This is a genomic window from Cryobacterium sp. PH29-G1 (assembly GCF_030063365.1).
In the GTDB taxonomy this organism is placed as follows: domain Bacteria; phylum Actinomycetota; class Actinomycetes; order Actinomycetales; family Microbacteriaceae; genus Cryobacterium.
In genome coordinates this window covers 191309-214497 of record NZ_JASISY010000005.1, presented here as the reverse complement: position 1 = coordinate 214497, position 23189 = coordinate 191309, and the positions used below count along the sequence as shown (strand labels likewise).

Annotated in this window: 23 protein-coding genes; 20 read left to right on the top strand and 3 right to left on the bottom strand. The window is 62.0% G+C overall.

Annotated features, from left to right (window positions below; genetic code table 11):
• From QMK22_RS09085 to QMK22_RS09030, 12 genes are all read left to right on the top strand, one after another.
• Positions 1–1239 carry an MraY family glycosyltransferase gene (locus QMK22_RS09085; RefSeq protein WP_283497302.1) on the top strand — a complete coding sequence of 413 codons (1239 nt, stop codon included), beginning with the start codon at positions 1–3 and terminating at the stop codon, positions 1237–1239.
• The gene (locus tag QMK22_RS09080) at positions 1236–1712 is read left to right on the top strand and encodes a Cg1360 family ATP-synthase-associated protein (RefSeq protein WP_283497301.1); all 477 of its coding nucleotides are present in this window, start codon (positions 1236–1238) and stop codon (positions 1710–1712) included. Before QMK22_RS09085 ends, QMK22_RS09080 begins: the two co-directional genes overlap by 4 nt.
• A gap of 195 nt (positions 1713–1907) precedes the next feature.
• On the top strand, positions 1908–2696 hold the full coding sequence (gene atpB / locus QMK22_RS09075) for a F0F1 ATP synthase subunit A (protein WP_283497395.1): 789 nt from the start codon (positions 1908–1910) through the stop codon (positions 2694–2696).
• A gap of 53 nt (positions 2697–2749) precedes the next feature.
• Entirely contained in the window at positions 2750–2986 is a 237-nt protein-coding gene (atpE, locus tag QMK22_RS09070) for an ATP synthase F0 subunit C (RefSeq protein WP_079728361.1), read from the top strand.
• A gap of 29 nt (positions 2987–3015) precedes the next feature.
• Entirely contained in the window at positions 3016–3594 is a 579-nt protein-coding gene (locus QMK22_RS09065) for a F0F1 ATP synthase subunit B (RefSeq protein ID WP_283497394.1), read from the top strand.
• A gap of 3 nt (positions 3595–3597) precedes the next feature.
• The gene (locus QMK22_RS09060; RefSeq protein WP_283497300.1) at positions 3598–4395 is read left to right on the top strand and encodes a F0F1 ATP synthase subunit delta; all 798 of its coding nucleotides are present in this window, start codon (positions 3598–3600) and stop codon (positions 4393–4395) included.
• A gap of 111 nt (positions 4396–4506) precedes the next feature.
• Positions 4507–6144: a F0F1 ATP synthase subunit alpha gene (gene atpA / locus QMK22_RS09055; RefSeq protein WP_283497393.1), complete on the top strand. Its 1638-nt coding sequence runs from the start codon at positions 4507–4509 to the stop codon at positions 6142–6144.
• 66 nt (positions 6145–6210) lie between these two features.
• Positions 6211–7113, top strand: a complete 903-nt coding sequence (locus QMK22_RS09050; RefSeq protein ID WP_283497299.1) for a F0F1 ATP synthase subunit gamma — start codon at positions 6211–6213, stop codon at positions 7111–7113.
• 19 nt (positions 7114–7132) lie between these two features.
• Positions 7133–8596 (top strand): F0F1 ATP synthase subunit beta, encoded by a 1464-nt coding sequence (gene atpD / locus QMK22_RS09045; RefSeq protein WP_283497298.1) that lies wholly within the window; start codon positions 7133–7135, stop codon positions 8594–8596.
• Between the two features lie 2 nt (positions 8597–8598).
• The gene (locus QMK22_RS09040) at positions 8599–8868 is read left to right on the top strand and encodes a F0F1 ATP synthase subunit epsilon (protein ID WP_283497297.1); all 270 of its coding nucleotides are present in this window, start codon (positions 8599–8601) and stop codon (positions 8866–8868) included.
• Positions 8869–8880: 12 nt separating this feature from the next.
• The gene (locus tag QMK22_RS09035; RefSeq protein WP_283497296.1) at positions 8881–9708 is read left to right on the top strand and encodes a YaaA family protein; all 828 of its coding nucleotides are present in this window, start codon (positions 8881–8883) and stop codon (positions 9706–9708) included.
• Between the two features lie 62 nt (positions 9709–9770).
• Complete coding sequence (locus QMK22_RS09030) at positions 9771–10754, top strand: malate dehydrogenase (protein ID WP_283497392.1); 984 nt, start codon at positions 9771–9773, stop codon at positions 10752–10754.
• Positions 10755–10781: 27 nt separating this feature from the next.
• On the opposite strand, the gene QMK22_RS09025 is transcribed toward QMK22_RS09030, so the two are convergent.
• Positions 10782–11294, bottom strand: coding sequence for a methylated-DNA--[protein]-cysteine S-methyltransferase (locus QMK22_RS09025; RefSeq protein ID WP_283497295.1), 513 nt, complete (start codon positions 11292–11294; stop codon positions 10782–10784).
• A 137-nt stretch (positions 11295–11431) separates the two neighbouring features.
• On the opposite strand from QMK22_RS09025, the gene QMK22_RS09020 reads away from it, so the two are divergent.
• The 4 genes from QMK22_RS09020 to QMK22_RS09005 all read left to right on the top strand — a co-directional run bounded on the left by QMK22_RS09020 (position 11432) and on the right by QMK22_RS09005 (position 17693).
• Positions 11432–12394, top strand: a complete 963-nt coding sequence (locus tag QMK22_RS09020; protein ID WP_283497294.1) for an aldo/keto reductase — start codon at positions 11432–11434, stop codon at positions 12392–12394.
• Positions 12395–12549: 155 nt separating this feature from the next.
• Complete coding sequence (locus QMK22_RS09015; protein ID WP_283497293.1) at positions 12550–14283, top strand: ABC transporter ATP-binding protein; 1734 nt, start codon at positions 12550–12552, stop codon at positions 14281–14283.
• Positions 14280–16244 carry an ABC transporter ATP-binding protein gene (locus QMK22_RS09010; RefSeq protein ID WP_283497292.1) on the top strand — a complete coding sequence of 655 codons (1965 nt, stop codon included), beginning with the start codon at positions 14280–14282 and terminating at the stop codon, positions 16242–16244. The genes QMK22_RS09015 and QMK22_RS09010 overlap by 4 nt, the downstream gene beginning before the upstream one ends.
• A 90-nt stretch (positions 16245–16334) precedes the next feature.
• Entirely contained in the window at positions 16335–17693 is a 1359-nt protein-coding gene (locus tag QMK22_RS09005) for a DUF4192 domain-containing protein (RefSeq protein WP_283497291.1), read from the top strand.
• 2 nt (positions 17694–17695) lie between these two features.
• Here the strand turns inward: QMK22_RS09005 and QMK22_RS09000 are convergent, their stop codons facing one another.
• Complete coding sequence (locus tag QMK22_RS09000; RefSeq protein ID WP_283497290.1) at positions 17696–19126, bottom strand: aspartate aminotransferase family protein; 1431 nt, start codon at positions 19124–19126, stop codon at positions 17696–17698.
• 3 nt (positions 19127–19129) lie between these two features.
• Positions 19130–19612, bottom strand: a complete 483-nt coding sequence (locus QMK22_RS08995; RefSeq protein ID WP_283497289.1) for an Lrp/AsnC family transcriptional regulator — start codon at positions 19610–19612, stop codon at positions 19130–19132.
• 123 nt (positions 19613–19735) lie between these two features.
• On the opposite strand from QMK22_RS08995, the gene QMK22_RS08990 reads away from it, so the two are divergent.
• The 4 genes from QMK22_RS08990 (at position 19736) to QMK22_RS08975 (ending at position 23124) form a co-directional block, all read left to right on the top strand.
• Positions 19736–21172 carry a gamma-aminobutyraldehyde dehydrogenase gene (locus QMK22_RS08990; RefSeq protein WP_283497288.1) on the top strand — a complete coding sequence of 479 codons (1437 nt, stop codon included), beginning with the start codon at positions 19736–19738 and terminating at the stop codon, positions 21170–21172.
• Positions 21173–21323: 151 nt separating this feature from the next.
• Positions 21324–22127 carry a PP2C family protein-serine/threonine phosphatase gene (locus QMK22_RS08985; RefSeq protein WP_502857380.1) on the top strand — a complete coding sequence of 268 codons (804 nt, stop codon included), beginning with the start codon at positions 21324–21326 and terminating at the stop codon, positions 22125–22127.
• Between the two features lie 52 nt (positions 22128–22179).
• Entirely contained in the window at positions 22180–22524 is a 345-nt protein-coding gene (locus QMK22_RS08980) for a zinc ribbon domain-containing protein YjdM (RefSeq protein WP_283497287.1), read from the top strand.
• A gap of 12 nt (positions 22525–22536) precedes the next feature.
• Entirely contained in the window at positions 22537–23124 is a 588-nt protein-coding gene (locus QMK22_RS08975) for an FHA domain-containing protein (protein ID WP_283497286.1), read from the top strand.
• Positions 23125–23189 lie beyond the last annotated feature (65 nt).

Genomic DNA, 23189 nt, shown 5'->3' with positions numbered 1-23189 from the left:
ATGACCCTATTTATACTGCTCGCCCTCGTTTCGGCGATGGTCACATTTCTGCTCTCGATCGTGGTGTACAAGCTCAGTCACAAGTACCGCCTGTATCCCAAAATTCGTGAACGCGACGTGCATACCCGGCCGACACCACGCCTCGGCGGTATCGCCATGTTCCTGGGTATTCTGGCCGCATTCGGCATCGCATATCTTATCTCGGGGTCCTTTGCACCGCTGCGGCTGGTCTTCGCCGATCCGCAACAAATCCTCGCCATTCTCGGCGCCGCCCTGCTCATCGTGCTCGTCGGAGTCGCCGACGACATCTGGGACCTCGACTGGATGACCAAGCTCGCCGGTCAGTTCATCGCTGCCGGCCTCGTCGCCTGGCACGGAGTGCAGATATATTCGCTGCCGATCGGTGGGCTCACGGTCGGGAGCGGCTGGATGTCGATCGTCTTCACGGTCGTCGCCATCGTGGTGGTCATGAATATGATCAACTTCATTGACGGCCTGGACGGTCTTGTCACCGGCGTGGCGCTCATCGCCAACGGCGTCTTTTTTCTCTACAGCTATCTGCTCGTGCGTGACACCTCGCCGACCAACTACTTCAATCTGGCCTCGTTGATCGCCGCCATTCTGGTTGGCGCCTGTGTCGGGTTCCTGCCGCTGAACTGGCACCCGGCCAAGATGTTCATGGGTGATGCCGGCGCCCTTCTCGTTGGCCTGCTCATGGCCACGAGCGCCATCGCCATCACCGGGCAGATCGACCCGACCGCCATCAATCGCTCGCAGCTCTTTCCGGCCTTCATCCCCATCCTGCTTCCGGTGGCGATCATGATCATTCCGTTGCTCGACTTCGGACTTGCTGTGTTCCGACGGGTGCGCGCCGGTAAATCACCGTTCAGCGCCGACCGAAAGCACCTGCACCATCGGCTGTTGGATATGGGCCACTCCCACCTGCATGCCGTACTGATTTTCTACGGGTGGACAGCCGCGGCATCCATCGGCTGTCTGCTCTACTACATTTTGCCGGTCTACTTCGCACTGCCGACCTGGTACGCGACCATTTTTCTGGTGGCGTCGTTGCTGATCTGCACCATCGTCACGCTCGCCCCGCTCGGCCGTCGCAAGACCGGTGAATGGGTCAGCCAGTCAGCGCCCGCGAAAATCGCGGTTCTGGACCGGTACGACCCACTCGACCAGGCCGCCGCGCCCGAACCATCAGCCCCTGCACCTGCCGAGGAGAACGCATGACCAGCAACAGCCCACAAGCTTCCACCCAACCCACCTCGGTCCCCGTCCTGCGTCGCATCCTCGTGTACGGCGGCTACCTCGCCGTCGCCATCGCGGTGGTCGGGTCAGTCGTCGGCTACGTCGTCGCCGGCGGAACGGGGGTGCTCAGCGCCCTGGTCGGAACGGCCATGTCGGTCGCCTTCATGGGAATCACCGCCGGGAGCATTCTGCTCGCCAATCGCGTCGCCGGAAGCGAATCCGCCATCGGTGGGTTCTTCGGGATCATCATGGGCGGCTGGCTGCTCAAATTTGTGGTGTTCCTGGTATTGCTCGTGGTTTTGCAAGATCGCGAGTGGATTGCGCCCATGGTGTTGTTTCTATCCATCATTGCGGGCGTCGTGGGATCCCTGGTCGTTGACGCGGTAGTCGTTCTCACCAGCCGGATGCCCTACGCCAGCGATGTCACGCTGCCCCCGGCTCCGGTAGACGAGTAATAACCCGACCTAACAACCCACGGATCCTGCTCTCGATTCGGCTCAGCGCCTGATCTAAGCTAGAGTAAACACCGATCCCACCCCGGTTTGCACATGCTTTACAGCGTCGTAAACCAGCCCATAATCGTCGTTGCGCGAGCAGAGCTCACCGCCCCGAAACAGGAGAAAGCGCTGCTAGAAATCGCCGTAAACCTGATGGTCCCGTCTGCCACCGGCGACGGTGAATTCCACGGTCCCTCCATCAATGAGTTCTTCCCCGACGTCATTTTTTTCGCCGGCACGAACTTCGAAATCAACCGCATCATTCTGATTCGCTTCTTAGCGGTCGCTGCTCTGATGCTGCTCTTCTGGCTCGGCACACGTCGCATGAAGATCATCCCGACCCGTGGCCAGAGCCTGGCTGAAATGGGACTCGACTTCGTTCGCGTCAACATCGCCGAAGACCTGCTCGGAAAGAAAGACGGCAAGCGTTTTCTGCCGCTTCTGACGACCATCTTCTTCATGGTGTTGTTCATGAACATCACGGGAATTATTCCGTTCCTCAATATCGCCGGAACCTCGGTGATCGGGGTTCCGCTGCTGCTTGGTGTAATTTCCTACGGCACCTTCATCTACGCCGGAGTGAGAAAGAGCCCGGGAAATTTCTTCCGCAACTCGCTCTTCCCGCCCGGGGTGCCCAAGGGTCTCTATATCATCGTGACGCCGATCGAATTCATTTCGACGTTCCTGGTGCGACCGGTCACCCTGACGCTCCGACTGATGATGAACATGGTCGTCGGGCACCTTCTGCTCGTGCTGTTTTTCAGCGCTACTCAGTTCTTCTTCTTCACTGCGGATGGCGGGTTCAAGCTCTTCGGCGCTGGCACCCTCGTCTTCGGCTTCGCCTTCACGCTCTTCGAAGTGCTGATTGCCGTCCTCCAGGCTTACATTTTTGCCCTACTCACCGCCGTCTACATCCAGCTCGCGCTGGCTGAGGAACACTAGACACTTTAGGAATCCGGCACTCGCCGAATTCACCATCACGGAAGGAAATATACGTGGACGCAACAACCGTTCTCGCGGAAATCAACGGAAACATCGCGACCGTCGGTTATGGCCTCGCAGCCATCGGCCCTGCAATCGGTGTAGGTATCGTCGTTGGCAAGACCATCGAAGGTGTCGCTCGTCAGCCTGAATTGGCCGGTCGTCTTCAGGTGCTGATGTACATCGGTATCGCCTTCACCGAGGCGCTCGCCTTCATCGGCATCGCCACCTACTTCATCTTCACGAACTAGTCCTCTTCACTACTTAGTTAGGAGGCATGATGCTTCACGCAGTAATTGCAGCCGCAACGGAAGAAGCGGCGCGAAACCCGCTCATCCCAGAGGTTTACGACATTATCTGGTCGTTGGTCTGCTTTGTCGTGATTTTGTTCTTCTTCTGGAAGCTTGTGCTTCCCAGAATGCAGAAACTCCTTGACGACCGTGCAGAAGCCATCGAGGGAAACATCGCGAAGGCCGACGACGCCCAGCGCAAGGCCGAAGCTGCACTCGTGCAGTACACGGCTCAGCTCGCTGAGGCCCGCACCGAAGCCGGTCAGATCCGTGACCAGGCCCGCACCGACGGCCAGCGCATCGTCGCTGAGCACAAGGAGCAGGCCACGGCCGAAGCCGGTCGCATCGCGGCCAGTGCCAAGTCGCAGATCGAAGCTGAACGTCAGGCAGCCGTCGTGTCGCTCCGCAGCGAGGTAGGCACCCTTGCCATTGACCTCGCCTCGGGTGTCATTGGTGAAAGCCTGTCCGACGACGCCAAGGCCAGCGCCATTGTCGATCGTTTCCTGGCCGAACTCGAAGCCAGCGAAGCACCGTCTCACGCAGCAGCTCCAGCAGCAGGAAAGATCTAGCAAATGGGAAGCGCCACCAGAGAAGCACTCGCCACATCGAGGGCGGCAATGTCTGTCCCCGGAGGCACGACTGATCTGGCGACGGGCGAAAGCCTGTTCGGCGCCGGTCGAGTGATCGGGTCGTCCTCTCAGCTCTTGTCGGCACTCGGCGATGCAGCAGCGGAGCCGGAAGCCAAGGTCACCCTCGTACGCGCCGTTTTCGGTGCGAACGTGACACCTCGGGCGCTGGATCTGCTCGCAGCCGCCGTGTCCGAACGTTGGTCCAGCCACGACGACCTGCTTGCCGGGATCGAAGAACTGGGCCTGCGGGCATGCGCTCTGTCGGCTCCGGCCGGTACCTCGATCGAGGGAGAACTTTTCGCCTTCGGTACGACGGTTTCCTCGGACGCTGAGTTGGAGCTGGCTCTGGCCAGCAAGCTCGGCAAGATCGAAGCCAAGGCAGCCCTCGTGGAAAAGCTCCTGGCCGGTAAGGTATCCGGTCAGACGCTCGCCATTGTTCGGCAGCTGGTACAGCAGCCTCGCGGCCGCCGCATCGGTGAGCTGCTGCGACACGCAGCCGCCGTCGTCGCCGACCAGGCCGGTACGTCGATTGCCACCATCACCTCGGCGAGCGTTCTCACGCCCGCCCAGCTCTCCCGGCTGCAGAAGAATCTGCAGGAACGCCACGGACGTGCACTCACCATCAACCAGGTCGTTGACCCGGCACTGGTCGGGGGAGTGCGCGTACAAATTGGCGATCTGGTCATTGACGGCAGCATCGCAACCCGTCTTGCAGATTTGAGACTCCAGCTCGCTCGCTGATTACCAGCCTCACCGGTACCAGCACCATAAACCCAGCAGCACCAGATGACTCAGGGCGGCAGCGTCCTCGAACAGACAGAACCTGTACAGCCGTACAGAAAAGGGAAGATGATGGCAGAACTAACGATCAGCCCCGATGAGATCCGTGGCGCTCTCCAGGACTTCGTGAAGTCCTACGAGCCGAACAAGACGTCGACGACCGAGGTCGGCTACGTCACCACGGCCGGCGACGGTATCGCCCACGTTGAGGGCTTGCCCGGCGTCATGGCGAACGAGCTCATCAAATTCGCCGATGGAACTCTGGGTCTGGCCCAGAACCTCGACGAAGACGAGATCGGCGTCGTCGTACTCGGCGAATTCGGCGGCATCGTTGAGGGCATGGAGGTGCACCGCACTGGCGAGGTTCTCTCCGTACCCGTCGGTGACGGCTACCTCGGCCGCGTTGTCGACCCCCTCGGCGCCCCCATTGACGGTCTCGGCGAGATTGCAACCGAAGGCCGTCGCGCCCTCGAACTGCAGGCTCCCGGCGTTATGGATCGCAAGAGCGTGCACGAGCCGATGCAGACCGGAATCAAGGCGATTGACGCCATGATCCCGATCGGCCGCGGCCAGCGTCAGCTGATCATCGGTGACCGCCAGACCGGCAAGACCGCGATCGCGATTGACACCATCATCAACCAGAAGGCCAACTGGGAGTCGGGCGACAGCAACAAGCAGGTTCGCTGCATTTACGTTGCCATCGGCCAGAAGGGCTCCACCATCGCTTCGGTGAAGGGTGCGCTCGAGGACGCCGGAGCGATGGAATATACCACCATCGTTGCTGCCCCCGCCTCTGACCCGGCCGGTTTCAAGTACCTCGCTCCGTACACCGGTTCGGCCATCGGCCAGCACTGGATGTACGCCGGCAAGCACGTTCTCATCATCTTCGATGACCTCTCCAAGCAGGCCGAGGCCTATCGTGCGGTATCGCTGCTGCTGCGTCGCCCGCCGGGGCGCGAAGCATACCCCGGAGACGTGTTCTACCTGCACTCCCGTCTGCTCGAGCGTTGTGCCAAGCTGTCCGACGCGCTCGGCGCCGGATCGATGACCGGTCTCCCGATCATCGAAACCAAGGCCAACGACGTTGCCGCTTACATTCCGACCAACGTGATCTCGATCACCGACGGCCAGATCTTTCTGCAGTCCGACCTGTTCAACGCCAACCAGCGTCCCGCTGTTGACGTGGGTATCTCGGTCTCGCGTGTCGGTGGCGACGCGCAGGTCAAGTCGATCAAGAAGGTCTCCGGCACGCTCAAGCTTGAGCTGGCGCAGTACCGATCGCTTGAAGCCTTCGCGATGTTCGCCTCCGACCTTGACGCGGCGAGCCGCCGTCAGCTGGCCCGTGGCGCACGCCTAACTGAACTGCTGCGTCAGCCGCAGTACTCGCCGTACCCCGTTGAAGACCAGGTCGTCTCGATCTGGGCCGGTATCAACGGCAAGCTCGACGAGGTTCCGGTTCCCGACGTGCTGCGGTTCGAACGCGAACTGCTCGATTTCCTCGGCCGCAACACCGAGGTTCTCAAGAACCTGCGCGAGACGAACCTGCTCACCGACGACACCGTCGCCGCGCTCACTGCGGGCGTGGACAAGTTCAAACTTGAATTCCAGACCGGTGAGGGTAAGCCCCTCGCTTCGGTTGGCAAGGAAAAGTTTGAGGCAATTGCCGTCGAAGACGTCAACCAGGAAAAGATCGTCAAGCACCGCCGCTAGTCCTCGCCGATTCTGACGACGCAGTAAGACCGACGACACCAAACTGAAAGACAAGGAAGCAGACACATGGGAGCGCAACTTCGGGTCTACCGGCAGAAGATCAAGTCTGCCCAGACGACCAAGAAGATCACTCGGGCCATGGAGCTGATCTCCGCCTCGCGCATCCAGAAAGCGCAGGCGCGAGTCGCTGCGTCAACCCCGTATTCTCGCGCGGTAACCCGCGCCGTTTCAGCGGTGGCCACGTACTCGAACGTTGAGCACGTGCTCACCACTGAGCCGGAGAAGATCGAGCGCGCAGCGGTCGTCATCTTCGCCTCAGACCGCGGCCTGGCTGGCGCGTTCAGCTCGCAGGTTTTGCGCGAAGCTGAGTCGCTCAGCGAGCTGCTGCGTGGCCAGGGCAAGGACATTGTCTACTTCCTGGTTGGTCGCAAGGCCATCGCCTATTTCAGCTTTCGCAACCGCGCGTCGGAGCGAGTCTGGACCGGCGGAACCGATCAGCCCCAGTTCGAAACGGCTAAGGAAATTGGCGAGGCCCTGCTGGAATCGTTCCTCACGGACTATTCCGATGGCGGCGTCGATGAGATTCACATCGTGTACAACCGCTTCGTCAGCATGGTCACGCAGGTGCCCGAGGTCGTTCGCTTGCTGCCGCTGGAGGTCGTTGAGGGTGTTGAAGAACCCGGTGACAATACGGTCCTGCCGCTCTACGAGTTCGAACCCGACGTCGAAACAGTTCTGGACAGTCTTCTCCCGGTGTACATCGAGAGCCGTCTGTTCAACGCGATGCTGCAGTCGGCGGCGTCCGAGCACGCGAGCCGTCAAAAGGCAATGAAGTCGGCGAGCGACAACGCCGACAAGCTGATCACGGACTACACACGCCTGTCGAATAACGCGCGTCAGTCTGAGATCACCCAGCAGATTTCCGAGATCGTGGGTGGAGCCGACGCGCTCTCATCCGCTAAGAAGTAAGACCAGAGAAGAGAGAGCTATGACTGACACCGCAACCGCGCCAGTCCGGGCGGAGGACACGGCCGGCTCTGTTGGCCGCATCGCGCGCGTCACGGGCCCCGTTGTCGACATCGAGTTTCCGCATGACTCGATCCCCGGCATCTACAACGCCCTGAAGACCACAATCACCATCGGTGACATGTCGAACGAGATCACGCTTGAGGTTGCACTGCACCTCGGCGACGACCTCGTTCGCGCCATCGCGCTGAACCCGACCGACGGACTCGTCCGCGGCCAGGAAGTGCGCGACACCGGCAGCCCCATTACGGTTCCGGTCGGAAACGTCACCAAGGGCAAGGTCTTCAACGTCATCGGCGATGTTCTCAACGCCGAGCCCGGCGAAAAGATCGAGATCACCGAGCGCTGGCCCATCCACCGCAAGCCGCCGGCGTTCGACCAGCTCGAGTCCAAGACTCAGCTCTTCGAAACCGGAATCAAGGTCATCGACCTTCTGACACCGTATGTTCTCGGTGGAAAGATCGGTCTGTTCGGTGGTGCCGGTGTCGGCAAGACCGTTCTCATCCAGGAAATGATCCAGCGCGTCGCGCAGGACCACGGTGGAGTGTCCGTGTTCGCCGGTGTTGGCGAGCGCACCCGTGAGGGCAACGACCTCATCGCCGAGATGGAAGAAGCGGGCGTCTTCGACAAGACCGCGCTAGTGTTCGGCCAGATGGATGAGCCGCCGGGAACGCGTCTGCGCGTCGCTCTCTCCGCCCTCACCATGGCTGAGTACTTCCGCGACGTGGAGAAGCAAGACGTCTTGCTCTTCATCGACAACATCTTCCGCTTCACTCAGGCCGGTTCCGAGGTGTCGACCCTGCTGGGCCGTATGCCTTCTGCCGTGGGCTACCAGCCCAACCTGGCCGACGAGATGGGCATCCTGCAGGAGCGCATCACCTCGACCCGTGGACACTCGATCACCTCTCTTCAGGCGATCTACGTTCCCGCCGACGACTACACCGACCCGGCACCGGCGACAACCTTCGCCCACCTGGACGCCACGACCGAGCTGTCGCGTGAAATCGCGTCCAAGGGCCTGTACCCGGCCGTTGACCCGCTCACTTCGACCAGCCGTATCCTCGACCCCCGCTACCTGGGTGCCGATCACTACAACACGGCCGTTCGCGTCAAGGCGATCCTGCAGAAGAACAAGGAACTCCAGGAGATCATTGCGATCCTCGGTGTTGATGAGCTGTCTGAGGAAGACAAGGTCACGGTTTCCCGTGCCCGTCGGATCCAGCAGTTCCTCAGCCAGAACACCTACATGGCGAAGAAGTTCACCGGTGTCGAAGGTTCCACCGTTCCGCTGAAGGACACCATCGAGGCGTTCACCGCCATCTCCAACGGAGAGTTCGACCACGTGGCCGAGCAGGCCTTCTTCAACGTCGGTGGCATCAACGACGTCGAAGAGAAGTGGGCTCAGATTCAAAAGGAGAACGGCTAAGCATGGCAAAGTCGCTGTCTGTCAGCGTTGTGTCGGCCGACCACCAGGTCTGGACCGGCGAGGCGACGATGGTTGTAGCCAAAACCGTCGAGGGCGAGATCGGTATTCTTGCCGGTCACGAGCCGATGTTGGCGATCCTCGCCGTGGGCGACGTTCGTCTCACCCTGGCTGACGGATCGAAGATTATCGCACGCGCGGAAGATGGTTTTCTGTCGGTCGACAACGACATGGTCACCGTTGTTGCACGCAAGGCTGAACTCGTCAATTCCTAGCCCGCAGCACCCATGCTGATACTGCTTCCGCCGTCGGAGACGAAACGCTCCGGCGGCGAAGCTGTACCCCTGGACTGGGATCGGTTGGCCTTCCCCGAGCTGGACGTGAAGCGTCGCGTCGTCGCGCGCTCACTGATCGCGCTGGCACGTCATCCGGATGCCGCGCGGGTCGCCCTCAAATTGGGTCGCACGCAGTTGTTCGAGATCGACCGTAACCATGAATTGCTCTCGTCCCCGACGCTCCCGGTCATCGACCGGTATACCGGGGTACTCTTCGACGGTTTGGATGCTGCCACCCTGTCGGCAGCCCAGCGTGAGTTCGCACACGCGCACCTCGCCGTGCACTCCGCACTGTTCGGCCCGATCGCGGCACTCGACCCGATTCCGGCGTACCGACTCTCGTCCGATTCCCGACTGCCGAAACTGACCACGGCCGAGCACTCTCTTAAGAAACACTGGAGCACCGACGTTCAGCGGGTTCTCGGTCAGACCGACGGGCTGCTGCTCGATTTGCGGTCTGAGAGTTATGTGGCTCTTGGCCCCCGACCGGTGCGAACAGATTCGCTGTACCTGCGGGTGGTCGCCGACGCCGGGGAATCTCAGAAGCGTGCCCTGAATCACTTCAACAAGAAGTCCAAGGGTGAATTCACGCGCGCATTGCTGGAGGTCGCGCATGATTTCACGACCTCGGCAGAGTTGATCGAGTGGGCCCGGTCGGCCGGAATCCGCCTGGAGCATGGCGCGGCCGGTGAACTTCAGCTCGTCGTCGAACAACACCTTGCCTCGTCGGGCCAGGCAGCATCGTCGTCGATCTATTCCGGGGTTAAGCTAATCGCGTGAATACATTCGCCAGCGCCCTGGCCTCAGCGGAACCCATCAACGTTCCCGTCCACCGGCAACCGGTGCGGGTGACCGTCACCGGGGCGGGCGGGCAGATCGGGTACGCACTCCTGTTTCGTATTGCTGCCGGTGGGCTGCTGGGACCGACGACGCCCATTCACCTCACCCTGCTGGAAATACCGCAGGGGCTGAAAGCCGCCGAGGGAACCGCGCTCGAACTTGAAGACTGTGCTTTTCCGCTGCTGCGCGGGGTAAGCGTCACTGACGATCCCAGTGTCGCATTCGACGGCGTCAACATTGCTCTCCTGGTGGGTTCTCGCCCGCGCGGGCCGGGAATGGAACGAGCCGACCTGCTCGAAGCCAATGGCCGCATCTTCGGACCGCAGGGTGCAGCCATCAATGCCGGCGCCGCCGATGATGTACGTGTGCTCGTCGTGGGCAACCCGGCCAACACGAACGCCCTTATTGCCTCAGCGCACGCTCCCGACGTGCCCCAGGACCGCTTCACCGCCATGACTCGACTCGACCACAACCGGGCCATCGGACAGCTGGCCAACCACCTTCAGGTGGCCGTTGACGCCATTCACGGGCTGACCATTTGGGGAAACCATTCGGCCAGTCAATATCCGGACATCTTTCAGGCCACGGCGGGCGGACGCGCGGTTCGCGACCTCGTCGATGAGCGCTGGCTGGCAGAGACTTTTATTCCGCGCGTGGCCAAGCGCGGCGCGGAGATCATTGCGGTGCGCGGTGGCTCCTCGGTCGCGTCGGCAGCCAACGCGGCCATCGACCACGTGGCCGACTGGGTGACCGGGCGCGGTGTTGACTGGACGAGCGCCGGGGTGGTCTCCGATGGTTCGTACGACGTTCCGCCGGGATTGGTGTGTTCGTTCCCGGTGCGCTCCGTTGACGGGCAGTGGCGCATCGTGAGCGGGCTGCAAATCAATGACTTCTCACGCGACCGAATCCGGGCCTCCGTTGCCGAGCTGGTGGAGGAACGTGACGCCGTGCGTGCGCTTGGCCTGCTGCCGCTCGGTCGACGCTGACGCGGCTGGGTGCGGCTATCCACGAAACTAGCGGTGGACGATGCCTTCATGATCGAGCAGCCACGCCTTGGTCGGGATTCCTTGTCCGGCGCTGTAGCCGGTGATCTGACCGCTCGTCGCTAGGACCCGGTGACACCCGATGATGATCGGTATCGGGTTGGCGCCGACCGCCCCGCCGATGGCGCGGCCGGAACCGGCGCGGCCGATGTCGTTGCCGAGGGCTCCATAGGAAATAACGTCACCGTAGTGGATGGTCGCCAGTCGTGCCCAGACGCTGCGTTGAAATTCGGTGCCGCGAATCAGATGCACGGGCAGATCGAAGAAATGTCGGGTTCCGGCGAAATATTCATCGAGCTGTTCTGCTGCCCGCAGCAGCACGGGGGAGGGAGACTCCGGGGTGGTCTCCAACGGAAGATGCCCGCCAGTTTCAATGGCGAGCGAAACAATGCCCTGATCATCGGCCGTAAGCTCAAGGCGCCCAATGGGACTGGCCAGGCGAAGAAGCGCGTAGTTCTGTTGTGGTGACGGGATGCTGTCCATGATTCGACTGTAGCCGCCGGCTCCGGTTCGACCTCGCGGGTTTCGGACATCGGTGGGTAGCACGGGTACACCCGAATCTGTGCAGGAGATGGTGTTCGGCGCAACCGAAAAGGATGCCGTCCCTCTATTGTGTAAGCATGGCTCAGATCGAATATCGCAGACTTGGCTCCTCTGGACTGACCGTCTCAACGATCGGACTCGGGTGCAATAATTTCGGCCGGACCGGAACCGTGACGGAAAGTCAGGATGGCACGACGGCCGTTATCGACGCGGCCATCGACGCGGGCGTGACACTGTTCGACACCGCCGATATTTACGGCGCGGAGCGCGGACTCAGCGAAACGCTGATGGGGCACTCCCTGCGCGGCAAACGCGATCAGATCGTGCTCGCCACCAAGTTTGGGATGGACATGGGCGGGTTGAACGGGCCGGATTGGAACGCACGCGGCTCGCGCCGGTACATCCGTCTGGCTGTCGAAGCTTCGCTCAGACGGCTGCAAACCGATTGGATTGACCTGTATCAGCTGCACGTTCCCGACCCGGCGACACCGATCGAGGAGACCCTCGCGACGCTTGATGACCTCATCACCGAGGGAAAAATTCGCTACATCGGTCACTCCAACCTGGCCGGGTGGCAGATCGCCGAAGCCGATTTCACCGCCCGAATGAACGGACATCCCCGGTTTATCTCCAGTCAGAACGAATACAGCCTGCTGGTGCGCGACGTCGAAGACGAGGTGCTGCCGGCCGTGAACGCCTTCGGCCTGGGCTTTCTACCGTTCTTCCCGCTCTACAACGGTTTGTTCACCGGAAAGTTCTCCCGCGCGGGGGGCCCGGCCGACAGTCGGATCATGATGATTCGGCGACACCTCGTCGACGATGCTCCGTGGGACGTGATCGAGCAGTACCAGGCCTGGTGTGATGAGCGCGACGTGACAATGCTCGCGGCGACTTTCGCCTGGCTCCTGGCTCAGCCGGGCCTGACCAGCGTCATCGCCGGTGCCACCAAACCGGAACAGATCAGTCAGAACGCGACGGCGGCTTCGTCCTGGCAGCCGACCACGGAAGACGTCGACTACATATCGAACCTCTTCGCCTGAGAACTCGATGTGAAGTTCACGCCTGCAGGGGCGCAACGGGCACAGACCTGACCTTTCGGTCGACGAGGCCCCGGAAAGAGTGCACTATTGCATCAGTGGTAACTGTGCTGACCCATCCGGCCGGGCAGGACATCCACTGCTACTAGGAGATCTTCGTGCTGTGGTCCTTGCTCGTGCGTTACCTTCGTCCCTACTGGCCGTTACTCCTGGGAGTGGTTGTCTTTCAGCTGGCCCAATCGATCGCCTCGCTTTTTCTGCCCACCCTCAACGCCGACATCATCGATAAGGGAGTGGCCACGGGCGATACGGGCTACATTCTGCGAGTCGGTGGCATCATGTTGCTGATCACCCTCGCCCAGATCATTTGCGCGATTGTGGCCGTGTACTTCGGCGCCAAAGTCGCGATGAAGGTCGGTCGCGACCTGCGCGGTGCCGTCTTCAGCCGGGTCGGCGAATTCTCCGAACAAGAGGTCACCCGCTTCGGGGCGCCGTCCCTCATCACTCGATCCACCAATGACGTGCAGCAGGTACAGATGCTGGTGCTGACCACCTGCACTCTGTTGGTGTCAGCGCCGATCCTCAGCATCGGCGGAGTGATCATGGCAATCCGACAGGATGTGCAGCTGTCTTGGCTGATCGCGGTGAGCGTGCCGATTCTGCTGATCGCGGTCGGTTTTATCGTGGTGAAGATGGTGCCACTCTTTCGCAAGATGCAGACGCGCATCGACACGGTCAACCGGGTGCTGCGGGAACAACTCACCGGCATCCGTGTCGTGCGGGCATTCGTACGCGAAGACGTGGAGATCGCGCGGTTCGCCAAGGCCAACCAGGACGTAACCGACGTTGCTCTCGGCTCCGGCCGTCTGATGGCGCTGATGTTCCCCATCGTCATGCTCGTGCTCAACGTGTCCAGCGTCGCCGTGATCTGGTTCGGCGCGTTCCGCATCGAAGACGGCTCAATGCAGGTTGGTACCCTCATCGCCTTTCTGAGCTATCTCATGCAGATTCTGATGGCCGTGATGATGGCCACGTTCATGGCCGTCATGATTCCGCGCGCCGCCGTCTCGGCCGATCGCATCGGCGAGGTACTCGCCACCGAGTCGAGCGTTGTGCTGCCGAAGAACCCGGTGAATGACACGATCGGTCACGGCGAACTCGAACTGCTCGATGTGGGCTTTGCCTACCCCGGCGCCGAGCAGCCGGTGCTGCGGAACGTGAGTTTCATCGCCCGTCACGGTGAAACAACGGCGATCATCGGCAGCACCGGCAGTGGCAAAAGCACCCTGGTGAATCTGCTGCCGCGTCTGTTCGATGCCACGAGCGGTTCCGTGCTCGTGGACGGCGTCAACGTGCGCGACCTCAACCCTGACCTGCTGTGGGGCCGGATCGGTCTCATTCCGCAAAAACCGTACCTGTTCTCCGGAACCGTGCGTAGCAACCTGCTCTACGGCAAACCGGATGCGACGGATGATGAACTCTGGCGGGCACTCACCATTGCCCAGGCTCGAGAGTTCGTCACGGAAATGGACGGCGGCCTTGACGCACCGATCTCTCAGGGCGGCACCAACGTGTCGGGCGGTCAGCGTCAACGTCTCGCGATCGCCCGTGCCCTCGTGAAACGGCCCGAACTGTACATTTTCGACGACTCGTTCTCGGCGCTTGACCTCGCCACGGATGCCCGGCTGCGCCTCGCCCTCAAACAGAGCACCGACGGCGCCACCCTGGTGATCGTTGCCCAGCGAGTGTCGAGCATCATCGACGCCGACCAGATTCTGGTCATCGAAGACGGCCGCATCGTCGGTCGGGGAACCCACAGTCACCTGCTCGAGTCCAACACCACTTACCAGGAGATCGTGTCGTCCCAGCTCACCGCGGAGGAAGCAGCATGAGCGAGACCCACGCCGACGACAAGCCGGCGCCCCGGCCACAGCGTGGCGGAGGTCCCTTCGGCGGGATGAGCCTGCCGGCCGAGAAATCCCTCAACTTCTCCGCCTCGGGTAAACGACTGCTCGGTAAACTGCGCCCGGAACGACTCTGGCTGGTGCTGGTGTTCGCCCTTGCCGTGATCAGCGTGACGTTTTCCGTGCTCGGCCCGCGCCTGCTCGGTGAGGGCACCAACCTCATCTTCTCCGGTATCGTGTCCAAATCGCTGCCGAATGGCAGCAGCCAGGAAGAAGTTATTGCCGGGCTGCGAGCGGCGGGCGAAACCACCCAGGCCGACATGCTCAGCGGAATGACGCTCACGCCGGGCCTCGGCATTGACTTTGCCATGCTCTCCACCGTGCTGTTTTGGGCGCTCGCACTCTACGTACTCTCCAGCGTGTTCAGCTGGATGCAGGCGTACGTGCTCAACGGCGTCGTGCAGCGCACGATCTACCGGCTGCGTGAGGAGATCGAGGCGAAAATCAATCGTCTCCCGTTGAGCTACTTCGACAAGAAACCGCGTGGTGAGCTGCTCAGCCGCGTGACCAACGATGTCGATAACATCTCGCAAAGCCTGCAGCAATCGCTGAGTCAGGTGGTGACCAGCCTGCTCACGGTTATCGGGGTGATCGTGATGATGCTCATCCTCTCGCCGCTGCTGGCCCTGATCGCGCTGGTCACGGTGCCGCTCACCCTGGTGATCACCGCGGTGATCGCCAAACGTTCCCAGAAGCTGTTCGTGGCTCAGTGGGCGAACACCGGCGATTTGAACGGGCAGATCGAGGAGACCTTCACCGGTCACGCTCTGGTCAAGGTATTCGGCCGACAGAAGGAGGTCGATGCCCGGTTCAAGCTCAAGAACGACGAATTGTACGAAGCCAGTTTCGGCGCGCAGTTCGTCAGCGGCATGATCATGCCCGCGATGACGTTCATCGGCAACCTCGTCTACGTCGCCATCGCGGTGGTCGGTGGTTTGCAAGTAGCCTCCGGCGCCATGCAACTCGGTGACGTGCAGGCGTTCATCCAATACTCCCGTCAATTCACCCAGCCGCTCGCGCAGCTCGGGTCGATGGCTAACCTGCTGCAGTCCGGTGTCGCATCCGCTGAACGCGTGTTTGACCTGCTCGATGCCGATGAACAAAGCGAAGACCCCCAGCCGGCCGAGACACCGACCGAGGTGCACGGCCGCCTGGTCTTCGAAAACGTGTCGTTCCGCTACAGCGAAGACAAGCCACTGATCGAGGATCTGAGTCTCGTCGCCGAGCCGGGGCAGACCATCGCCATTGTCGGGCCGACCGGGGCAGGCAAGACGACCCTGGTCAACCTCATGATGCGGTTCTACGACATAGACTCCGGGCGTATCCTGCTCGACGGCGTCGACGTGGCGGCCATGACCCGGCACGACCTGCGCCGCCGCATGGGTATGGTGTTGCAGGACACCTGGCTGTTCGGCGGCACGATCCGCGACAACATCGCGTACGGGCGACCGGATGCGACGGAGGCGGAGATCCTCGCTGCTGCCAAGGCCACCTATGTCGACCGTTTCGTGCATTCCCTGCCCGAGGGCTACGACACCGTGCTCGACGACCAGGGCAGCAACGTGAGCGCCGGTGAGATGCAGTTGCTCACGATTGCCCGGGCGTTCCTGGCGAAGCCGAGCGTACTCATCCTCGACGAGGCGACCAGCTCGGTCGACACCCGCACGGAGGTGCTCGTGCAGAAGGCGATGAGCGCCTTACGCGCCGAACGCACGAGCTTTGTCATCGCTCACCGGCTGTCGACGATTCGGGATGCCGACCTGATTCTCGTGATGGAGTCGGGTCGTATCGTGGAGCAGGGCAACCACGTGCAGCTGCTGGCTGCAAACGGTGCGTACCAGGCGTTGTACGCGGCGCAGTTCGCGGCGCCGGTCGCCGACGAGGTATAGCGGCACCTCCACAGGCGTTCGCCAGCCCCAATCGTCCCCAGATTCACGCCGGGCAGCGTGGGCCGTCGGCGCCACGGGCACAGTGGCGGCATGCATCCCACCATTGTCAAAGCCCAGAAGGCACAGGACTTTCTGGCACTCGTTCCCCAACTGCTCGGTTTTATTCCCGAGACCAGCGCCGTTCTCGTCGCCTTTCGCGGCAACCGCACCTGTGGTGCGCTGCGGTTCAATCTGCCGGAGCAGGGCGCACCGTCCAAAACCTATAAGCGCATTGCGACCACGCTCACCGGAATGCTGTGCAAGATTCCCGGCGTGGACGCCGTCGTTCCCGTCATCTACACCGACGATACTTTCGGCCAAGCTCGCGGGATGCCGTGTGCACAATTCGCGGACATCCTTAATCGGCGACTCGAACTGAGCGGCTTTCTGCTGCGTGATTCGCTCTGCGTGTCAGCGGATGCCTGGGGCAGCTATCTCGACCCGCAGTGCCCGGCCGGCGGCCGTTCGCTCAGCGACATTGCGGCCTCTCCGGTGAACGAGGCGGTACCGACCGGTGCGCGGCACCCCCTCGGCACGCTGCAGAACGGAGCGGAGCCCATCGGCGTTGACCTGGCGAGCAAGGAACGCCTGGCCCGGGTCTACCGTCGATATCACCGCCTGACGGTGCGGGCCGAGAACGCTCCGGTGTTGTTTTCCAACCTCGAATTTGCACTCGATCCGGTGGCGATCGCCGAAGCGGCGCTGACCTGGTCGAATCCACCCACCGAGGAAGACGCCGCGGCCCTTCTCGTGCTCGTGCAGTCGCCGCCGAACCGTGACCAGATTATGGTGCAGTTCGCCTTCGGGCGCGAAGAGGGCGTGCGCGCCCACGAACTCAACCGGCGCTACGCTCGGCTGCAGAACGCAACCGGTCGGAGTCTCGATGATCTGGTGACCGAAGAAATCAACAGTGGTGACCCCACCGCGCAGCACACCGGCGATATTATGCTCGGTCTCCAGAGCGAGAGACCCGACGTCGACCGGATCCGCATTGCGATCACCCTGCTGCGCACCGTCGTAGCTCTGGCGCCGCGTTCGGCTCGCCCTGCGCCGCTCTGCATGCTGGCGTGGTTGTCCTGGGCGCTCGGCAGCGGCTCGGTGGCCGGTTTCTTCGTGGACCAGGCGCTGGCCATCGACTCGCGGTACAGCATGGCTGCGCTGTTGGATCTGTTGCTCAAGTCGGGGCACTTACCCGAGTGGGCCTTCGCGGTACCGCGGGACGACGATCGTTACGTTGGTGATCGCCACGGCGATGATGACGACGGCGATGATGACGACGGCGATGATGACGACGGCGATGATGACGAGGACTACTACCAGAGCGTCGGCTACGCACTCGAGGATGAGGCTGATCAAGACTTAGATCAAGACTTGGATCAGGACTTCGACGAGCGCGCAGCCGACCGGTGAACCTACAGGTACTTCGGTGCTTCCGACAGCACGCCGTGCAGAATCTCGCCAATCTCGGCGAATTCCTTCGGGCCGACGGTCAGCGGGGGAGCGAGCTGGATGACCGGGTCGCCACGGTCATCGGCGCGGCAGTACAGTCCGGCCTCATAGAGAGCCTTTGACAGGTAACCGCGCAGCAGACGCTCCGACTCCTCGTCGTTGAACGTCTCCTTGGTGCCCTTGTCCTTGACCAGCTCGATGCCGAAGAAGTACCCGGCACCGCGCACGTCACCGACGATCGGCAGGTCGAGCAGTTTCTCCAGCTCCTTGCGGAACAGCGGCGAATTCTCGCGCACGTTCTCGTTGAGCTTTTCCTCCTCGAAGATGTCGAGGTTGGCCAGTGCCACGGCGGAGGAGACCGGGTGGCCGCCGAAGGTGTAACCGTGGTAGAAGGTCGTGTCGCCGTGCTTGAACGGCTCGTAGATGCGGTCGCTCACGATGGTCGCACCGATCGGTGAGTATCCGCTCGTCATGCCCTTGGCACAGGTGATCATGTCGGGCTGGATGTCGTACGTCGTCGACGCGAACATGTTGCCGATGCGACCGAAGGCCGTGATGACCTCGTCCGCGACCAGGAGCACGTCGTACTTGTCGCAGATTTCGCGGACGCGCTTGAAGTATCCGGGGGGCGGCGGGAAGCAGCCGCCGGAGTTCTGCACCGGCTCCAGGAACACAGCAGCGACGGTCTCCGGCCCCTCAAACTGGATCATCTCTTCGATGCGGTTGGCGGCCCACTGGCCGAACACCTCGAGGTTGTCGCCGAGCCCCATGCCCGGGCTCATCTCGTCGGCCCGGTAGAAGTTCGTGTTGGGAACGCGAAAACCACCGGGGGTGACCGGCTCGAACATTTCTTTCATCGCCGGGATACCGGTGATGGCCAGCGCGCCCTGCGGGGTGCCGTGGTACGCGACGTTGCGCGAGATGACCTTGTGCTTGGTCGGACGCCCCATCAGCTTCCAGTAATACTTGGCGAGCTTGAAGGCGGTTTCGACAGCTTCGCCGCCGCCGGTGGAATAGAACACCCGGTTCAGATCGCCGGGAGCGTACGAAGCCAGACGGTCGGCGAGTTCGATCGCGTTCGGGTGGGCGTACGACCAGATCGGGAAGAAAGCCAGTTCCTCAGCCTGCTTCGCGGCGACCTCGGCGAGGCGCTTGCGGCCGTGACCGGCGTTGACCGTGAACAGCCCGCTCAGGCCGTCGATGTACTTCTTACCCTGGGAATCCCAGATGTGGTGTCCCTGGCCCTTGACGATGATGGGTACTCCGGCGCCGGATTCCATCACCGACTGACGGGAGAAATGCATCCAGAGATGATCCTTGGCCTTCTGCTGGAGCTCGGCATTGTGCGCGTCGCTGAAGGCAGTCGGTGAATCGGTGGGTGTGGTGAGTGTCATTTTTTACCGTGTTCCCCAGTTATAGAACTGTTTGTGGAGTTTGAGATAAACGAACGTCTCGGTGGAGAGGACTCCATCGAGATTGCGGATCTTAGCGTTGAGCAATTCGAGTAGTTCGTCGTCGTCTTCGCAGACGACCTCGGCGAGAATGTCAAAGGAGCCGGCCGTGAGCACCAAATAGTCGACGGCATCGATAGCCGCCAGTTGCTCGGCCAACACGCGGGTGTCAGACGAAGCTCGAATGCCGATCATCGCCTGGCGAAAGAAGCCCAGCTGCATCGGGTCGGTGACGGCAACGACCTGCATGACGCCGGACTCGGTGAGTTTCTGCACGCGTTGGCGCACAGCCGCCTCGCTGAGACCGACGGCTTTGCCGATCTCCGCGTAGGAGCGACGTCCGTCGGCCTGAAGCTGCTCGATGATTTTTTTCGAGACATCATCGAGCTGGGCTGGCTTGGCGGGGTGACTGCGCCTTTGTCCATTCATGCATCGATTCTGTCAGTCCAAATGCGCTTCGGCAAGCGAATCCGTCGCGATTTATGCAAATCACTGAGCATTTCATTCGTGAATCTGGGTGCATCTGAAACCGATTTAGGTACACTGGGCCGCATGAGCGCACCCGAACTTCGCAACTTCATCAATGGCCGCTACACCCCGTCGACCTCGGAGGATCGATTCGATCTCATCGATCCGGCGACCGAAACGGTCTATGGCAGCAGTCCCATCTCAAACGCGAACGATGTGGACGTTGCCTATCGGGCAGCGGCATCCGCTTTTGAAATCTGGGGTGAAACGACGCCAGCCGTACGGCAGCTCGCGCTCTTTCGCATCGCGGATGCGATGGAAGCGCGTGCCGAGGAATTCGCGGATGCCGAGTCCCTCGATACCGGAAAGCCCCGCTCCACTCTCGTCGATGATGAGATTCTGCTCTCAGTCGATCAGATCCGTTTCTTTGCCGGCGCCGCACGCAACCTGGAAGGCCGCGCGGCCGGCGAATATATGACTGACCACACCTCGTTCGTTCGCCGCGAGCCGATCGGAGTGGTCGGCCAGGTCACACCGTGGAATTACCCGTTGAACATGGCGGTCTGGAAATTTGCGCCCGCTCTCGCTGCCGGTAACACCACGGTGCTGAAGCCCTCGGACACCACTCCGACCGCCACCCTGCTGCTCGCCGAAATCGCCGCTGAGTTTCTGCCGGACGGCGTGCTCAACGTGATCACCGGTGACCGCACGACCGGTGCCGCCATGATTGATCACAAGACGCCGCAGCTCGTGTCGATCACCGGTTCGGTGCGGGCTGGAATGGCCGTTGCTGAGGCTGCCTCCCACGACCTCAAGCGCGTGCACCTCGAACTCGGGGGCAAGGCTCCGGTGATCGTGTTCGACGATGCCGACATCGAGCTCGCCGTGGCCGGGATCGTAGCCGCTGGCTTCTTCAACGCCGGTCAGGACTGCACGGCCGCTACCCGACTGCTCGTGCAGTCGGGAATTCACGACGAATTCGTCGCCGCACTCGCCGACTATGCCCGGAATAACGCCCGCACCGGAGCGCCCAGCGCGGAAGGGATCCTGTTCGGTCCGGTCAACAACGTCAACCAGCTCGCGCAGGTGTCGGGTTTTGTGGATCGACTGCCCGACCATGCCGTTCTCGAACTGGGCGGACATCGCGTGGGCACGACCGGTTATTTTCACGAAGCGACCATTGTCAGCGGGTTGATGCAGACCGACGAGGCCGTGCAGCAGGAGATCTTCGGCCCGATGATGACGGTGCAACGCTTCACTGACGAGGCCGAGGCGCTCCGCTTCGCCAACGACGTGCAGTACGGTCTGGCGTCGTCGGTCTGGACCCGCGACCACGGTCGCGCGATGCGCTTCGCCAAGCATCTGGACTTCGGTTGCGTCTGGATCAACACGCACATCCCGATCGTGGCGGAGATGCCGCACGGTGGGTTCAAGCACTCCGGCTACGGCAAAGATCTGTCGATGTATGGATTTGAGGACTACACCCGGATGAAGCACGTAATGTCGTACATCGGTAGGTAGGTAAACAGGCAGCGCCGGCCCGAGCATGGGCGGTCGATTGACCGGGCCGGTACGGTGGCCACGAGCGGTGACGTTATTATGGTGCAAGTCCTTCGGCGAACGTTGGACCGGCGGGGACGATTTTGTGCCCCACACTCGGAAGGCACCACCCGTGACCCAGATTGGTCAAGGTTCGACCGAATTCCGTGTCGAACTACCCAGCGTTTCAACGACGCTTACGCTGGCCTGGGCAGCCATGACCGATGTGGGTCATCGTCGCGAGGTCAACGAAGACAGCCTGCTTGCCGCCCCGCCCCTGTTCGCCGTGGCCGACGGCATGGGCGGGCATTCGGCGGGCGATGTGGCCAGTGCTGCCGTCGTGACCCGGCTCGCTGAGCTCTCTGGAACGCTCGTGGCCGAGGCCGGGGCGATCGACCGTGCACTCGCCCTGGCCGTTGAAGACATGAAGCGGGGTGTGGGAGTAACCGACCAAGGCACCGGCACCACGGTGACCGGGGTCGCGCTGGCCCTGGTCTCGGACGCTGTCAGCTGGATTGTGTACAACATTGGCGACTCGCGGGTGTACCAACTCACCGGCGGTGTTCTCGAGCAGGTCACCAACGATCACTCGGTCGTGCAGGAGCTGGTCGACGCCGGGCGGATCACCCGCGAAGAGGCCGACGTACACCCGCACGGCAACATCATCACTCGCGCCGTCGGCTTTCACGAGCCACCGATCCCCGACTACCGCATTCTGCCCATTCAATCCGGCATGCGCATTCTGGTCTGTTCGGATGGTCTGACCAAGGAGCTCACCTCCTACGGAATCCGTCATTTTCTCCTCGAGCAGAAGCTCGCAGCGGATGCCGTTACGGCGATGGTCGAGGCGGCCCTGGAAAACGGTGGCCGCGACAACGTCACCGCGATCGTGGTCGACGTGCTCGCGGTCGAACCCTACGAGGTGCCCGAAGCCTGATCATCCACTCGTCTCGGTCGGCGGCACCGAGCGGTCGCGTAATATGGACCGAGTGAATGACACCCTGCCCCCGTGCCCTGAATGCTCCAGCGACCTGACGTACGAGATGGGCGCGCTGTTGGTCTGCCCGCTGTGTGCTCACGAGTGGTCGGACGAACCCGTTGAAGAGGAACAGGAAGTCGTTGTCACAGACGCCTTTGGCACCGTTTTGGCCGACGGAGACACCGTGTCGATCATCAAGGACCTCAAGGTCAAGGGCCAGTCGTTGTCCATCAAGGTGGGGACCAAGGTGCGCAACATCCGCGTCGTCGATCCCGTTGACGGCCACGACATCGACTGCAAGGTGGATGGTTTCGGGTTCATGCAGCTCAAATCCAGCGTGGTCAAGAAGGTCTAGGTTGAGTTCATTGTGACCTGTCAGATTTGCGGCGCCTGGCTGCCGGTCGGGGCTATGTTCTGCGGCGAATGCGGAAGTTCCCGCACCGCCACCGTGGAGTCGCGCAAACGTCCAGACCGGCGCCCGAACGACACGACGATCATTGCGCGCCTTCCGCGCTCGAACGCGGTCGTTTCCGTACCGGTTCCCACTTCTGGGCCGAGCCCCGCCGCTGTGCCGACCCCCGCTGCTCCGCCTGCGCCCACGCCCGTTGCTGCGCCGGCGCTCCCCAGCTGTTCAACTTTCGTCCTGCGTTTCAGCACGGGCCAACGCGTATCCGTCGACGGGTCCGGCCTGATCGGCCGCAAACCCCTGCCCCAACCAGACGAGATCTTCGACGACCTGATCCGGGTTACCGACGCCGACCGATCCGTCTCGAAAACTCACCTGGAGTTCGGCCAGCACGACGGCGAGTTCTGGGTCAGCGATCGGGTCTCGGGCAACGGCACCGTCATTCGCCGCCCCGGAGAAACAGCGGAATCGCTCGAACCCGGGCGACGGTACGTTCTGCCACGAGGCACGCGGGTCGAAATCGCCGACCACTCCTTCAGTATCGACTGAGGTAGTCGCTCGAGTCGGGGTTCCTCCTCCACCGGCAACCCCGATGCCAATTGTGCACGGATAGA

Coding starts and splice junctions, on each gene's coding strand:
- QMK22_RS09085 (WP_283497302.1), top strand. CDS start 1: ATGACCCTATTTATACTGCTCGCCCTCGTTTCGGCGATGGTCACATTT.
- QMK22_RS09080 (WP_283497301.1), top strand. CDS start 1,236: ATGACCAGCAACAGCCCACAAGCTTCCACCCAACCCACCTCGGTCCCC.
- atpB (WP_283497395.1), top strand. CDS start 1,908: ATGGTCCCGTCTGCCACCGGCGACGGTGAATTCCACGGTCCCTCCATC.
- QMK22_RS09065 (WP_283497394.1), top strand. CDS start 3,016: ATGCTTCACGCAGTAATTGCAGCCGCAACGGAAGAAGCGGCGCGAAAC.
- QMK22_RS09060 (WP_283497300.1), top strand. CDS start 3,598: ATGGGAAGCGCCACCAGAGAAGCACTCGCCACATCGAGGGCGGCAATG.
- atpA (WP_283497393.1), top strand. CDS start 4,507: ATGGCAGAACTAACGATCAGCCCCGATGAGATCCGTGGCGCTCTCCAG.
- QMK22_RS09050 (WP_283497299.1), top strand. CDS start 6,211: ATGGGAGCGCAACTTCGGGTCTACCGGCAGAAGATCAAGTCTGCCCAG.
- atpD (WP_283497298.1), top strand. CDS start 7,133: ATGACTGACACCGCAACCGCGCCAGTCCGGGCGGAGGACACGGCCGGC.
- QMK22_RS09040 (WP_283497297.1), top strand. CDS start 8,599: ATGGCAAAGTCGCTGTCTGTCAGCGTTGTGTCGGCCGACCACCAGGTC.
- QMK22_RS09035 (WP_283497296.1), top strand. CDS start 8,881: ATGCTGATACTGCTTCCGCCGTCGGAGACGAAACGCTCCGGCGGCGAA.
- QMK22_RS09025 (WP_283497295.1), bottom strand. CDS start 11,294: ATGGACAGCATCCCGTCACCACAACAGAACTACGCGCTTCTTCGCCTG.
- QMK22_RS09020 (WP_283497294.1), top strand. CDS start 11,432: ATGGCTCAGATCGAATATCGCAGACTTGGCTCCTCTGGACTGACCGTC.
- QMK22_RS09010 (WP_283497292.1), top strand. CDS start 14,280: ATGAGCGAGACCCACGCCGACGACAAGCCGGCGCCCCGGCCACAGCGT.
- QMK22_RS09005 (WP_283497291.1), top strand. CDS start 16,335: ATGCATCCCACCATTGTCAAAGCCCAGAAGGCACAGGACTTTCTGGCA.
- QMK22_RS09000 (WP_283497290.1), bottom strand. CDS start 19,126: ATGACACTCACCACACCCACCGATTCACCGACTGCCTTCAGCGACGCG.
- QMK22_RS08995 (WP_283497289.1), bottom strand. CDS start 19,612: ATGAATGGACAAAGGCGCAGTCACCCCGCCAAGCCAGCCCAGCTCGAT.
- QMK22_RS08990 (WP_283497288.1), top strand. CDS start 19,736: ATGAGCGCACCCGAACTTCGCAACTTCATCAATGGCCGCTACACCCCG.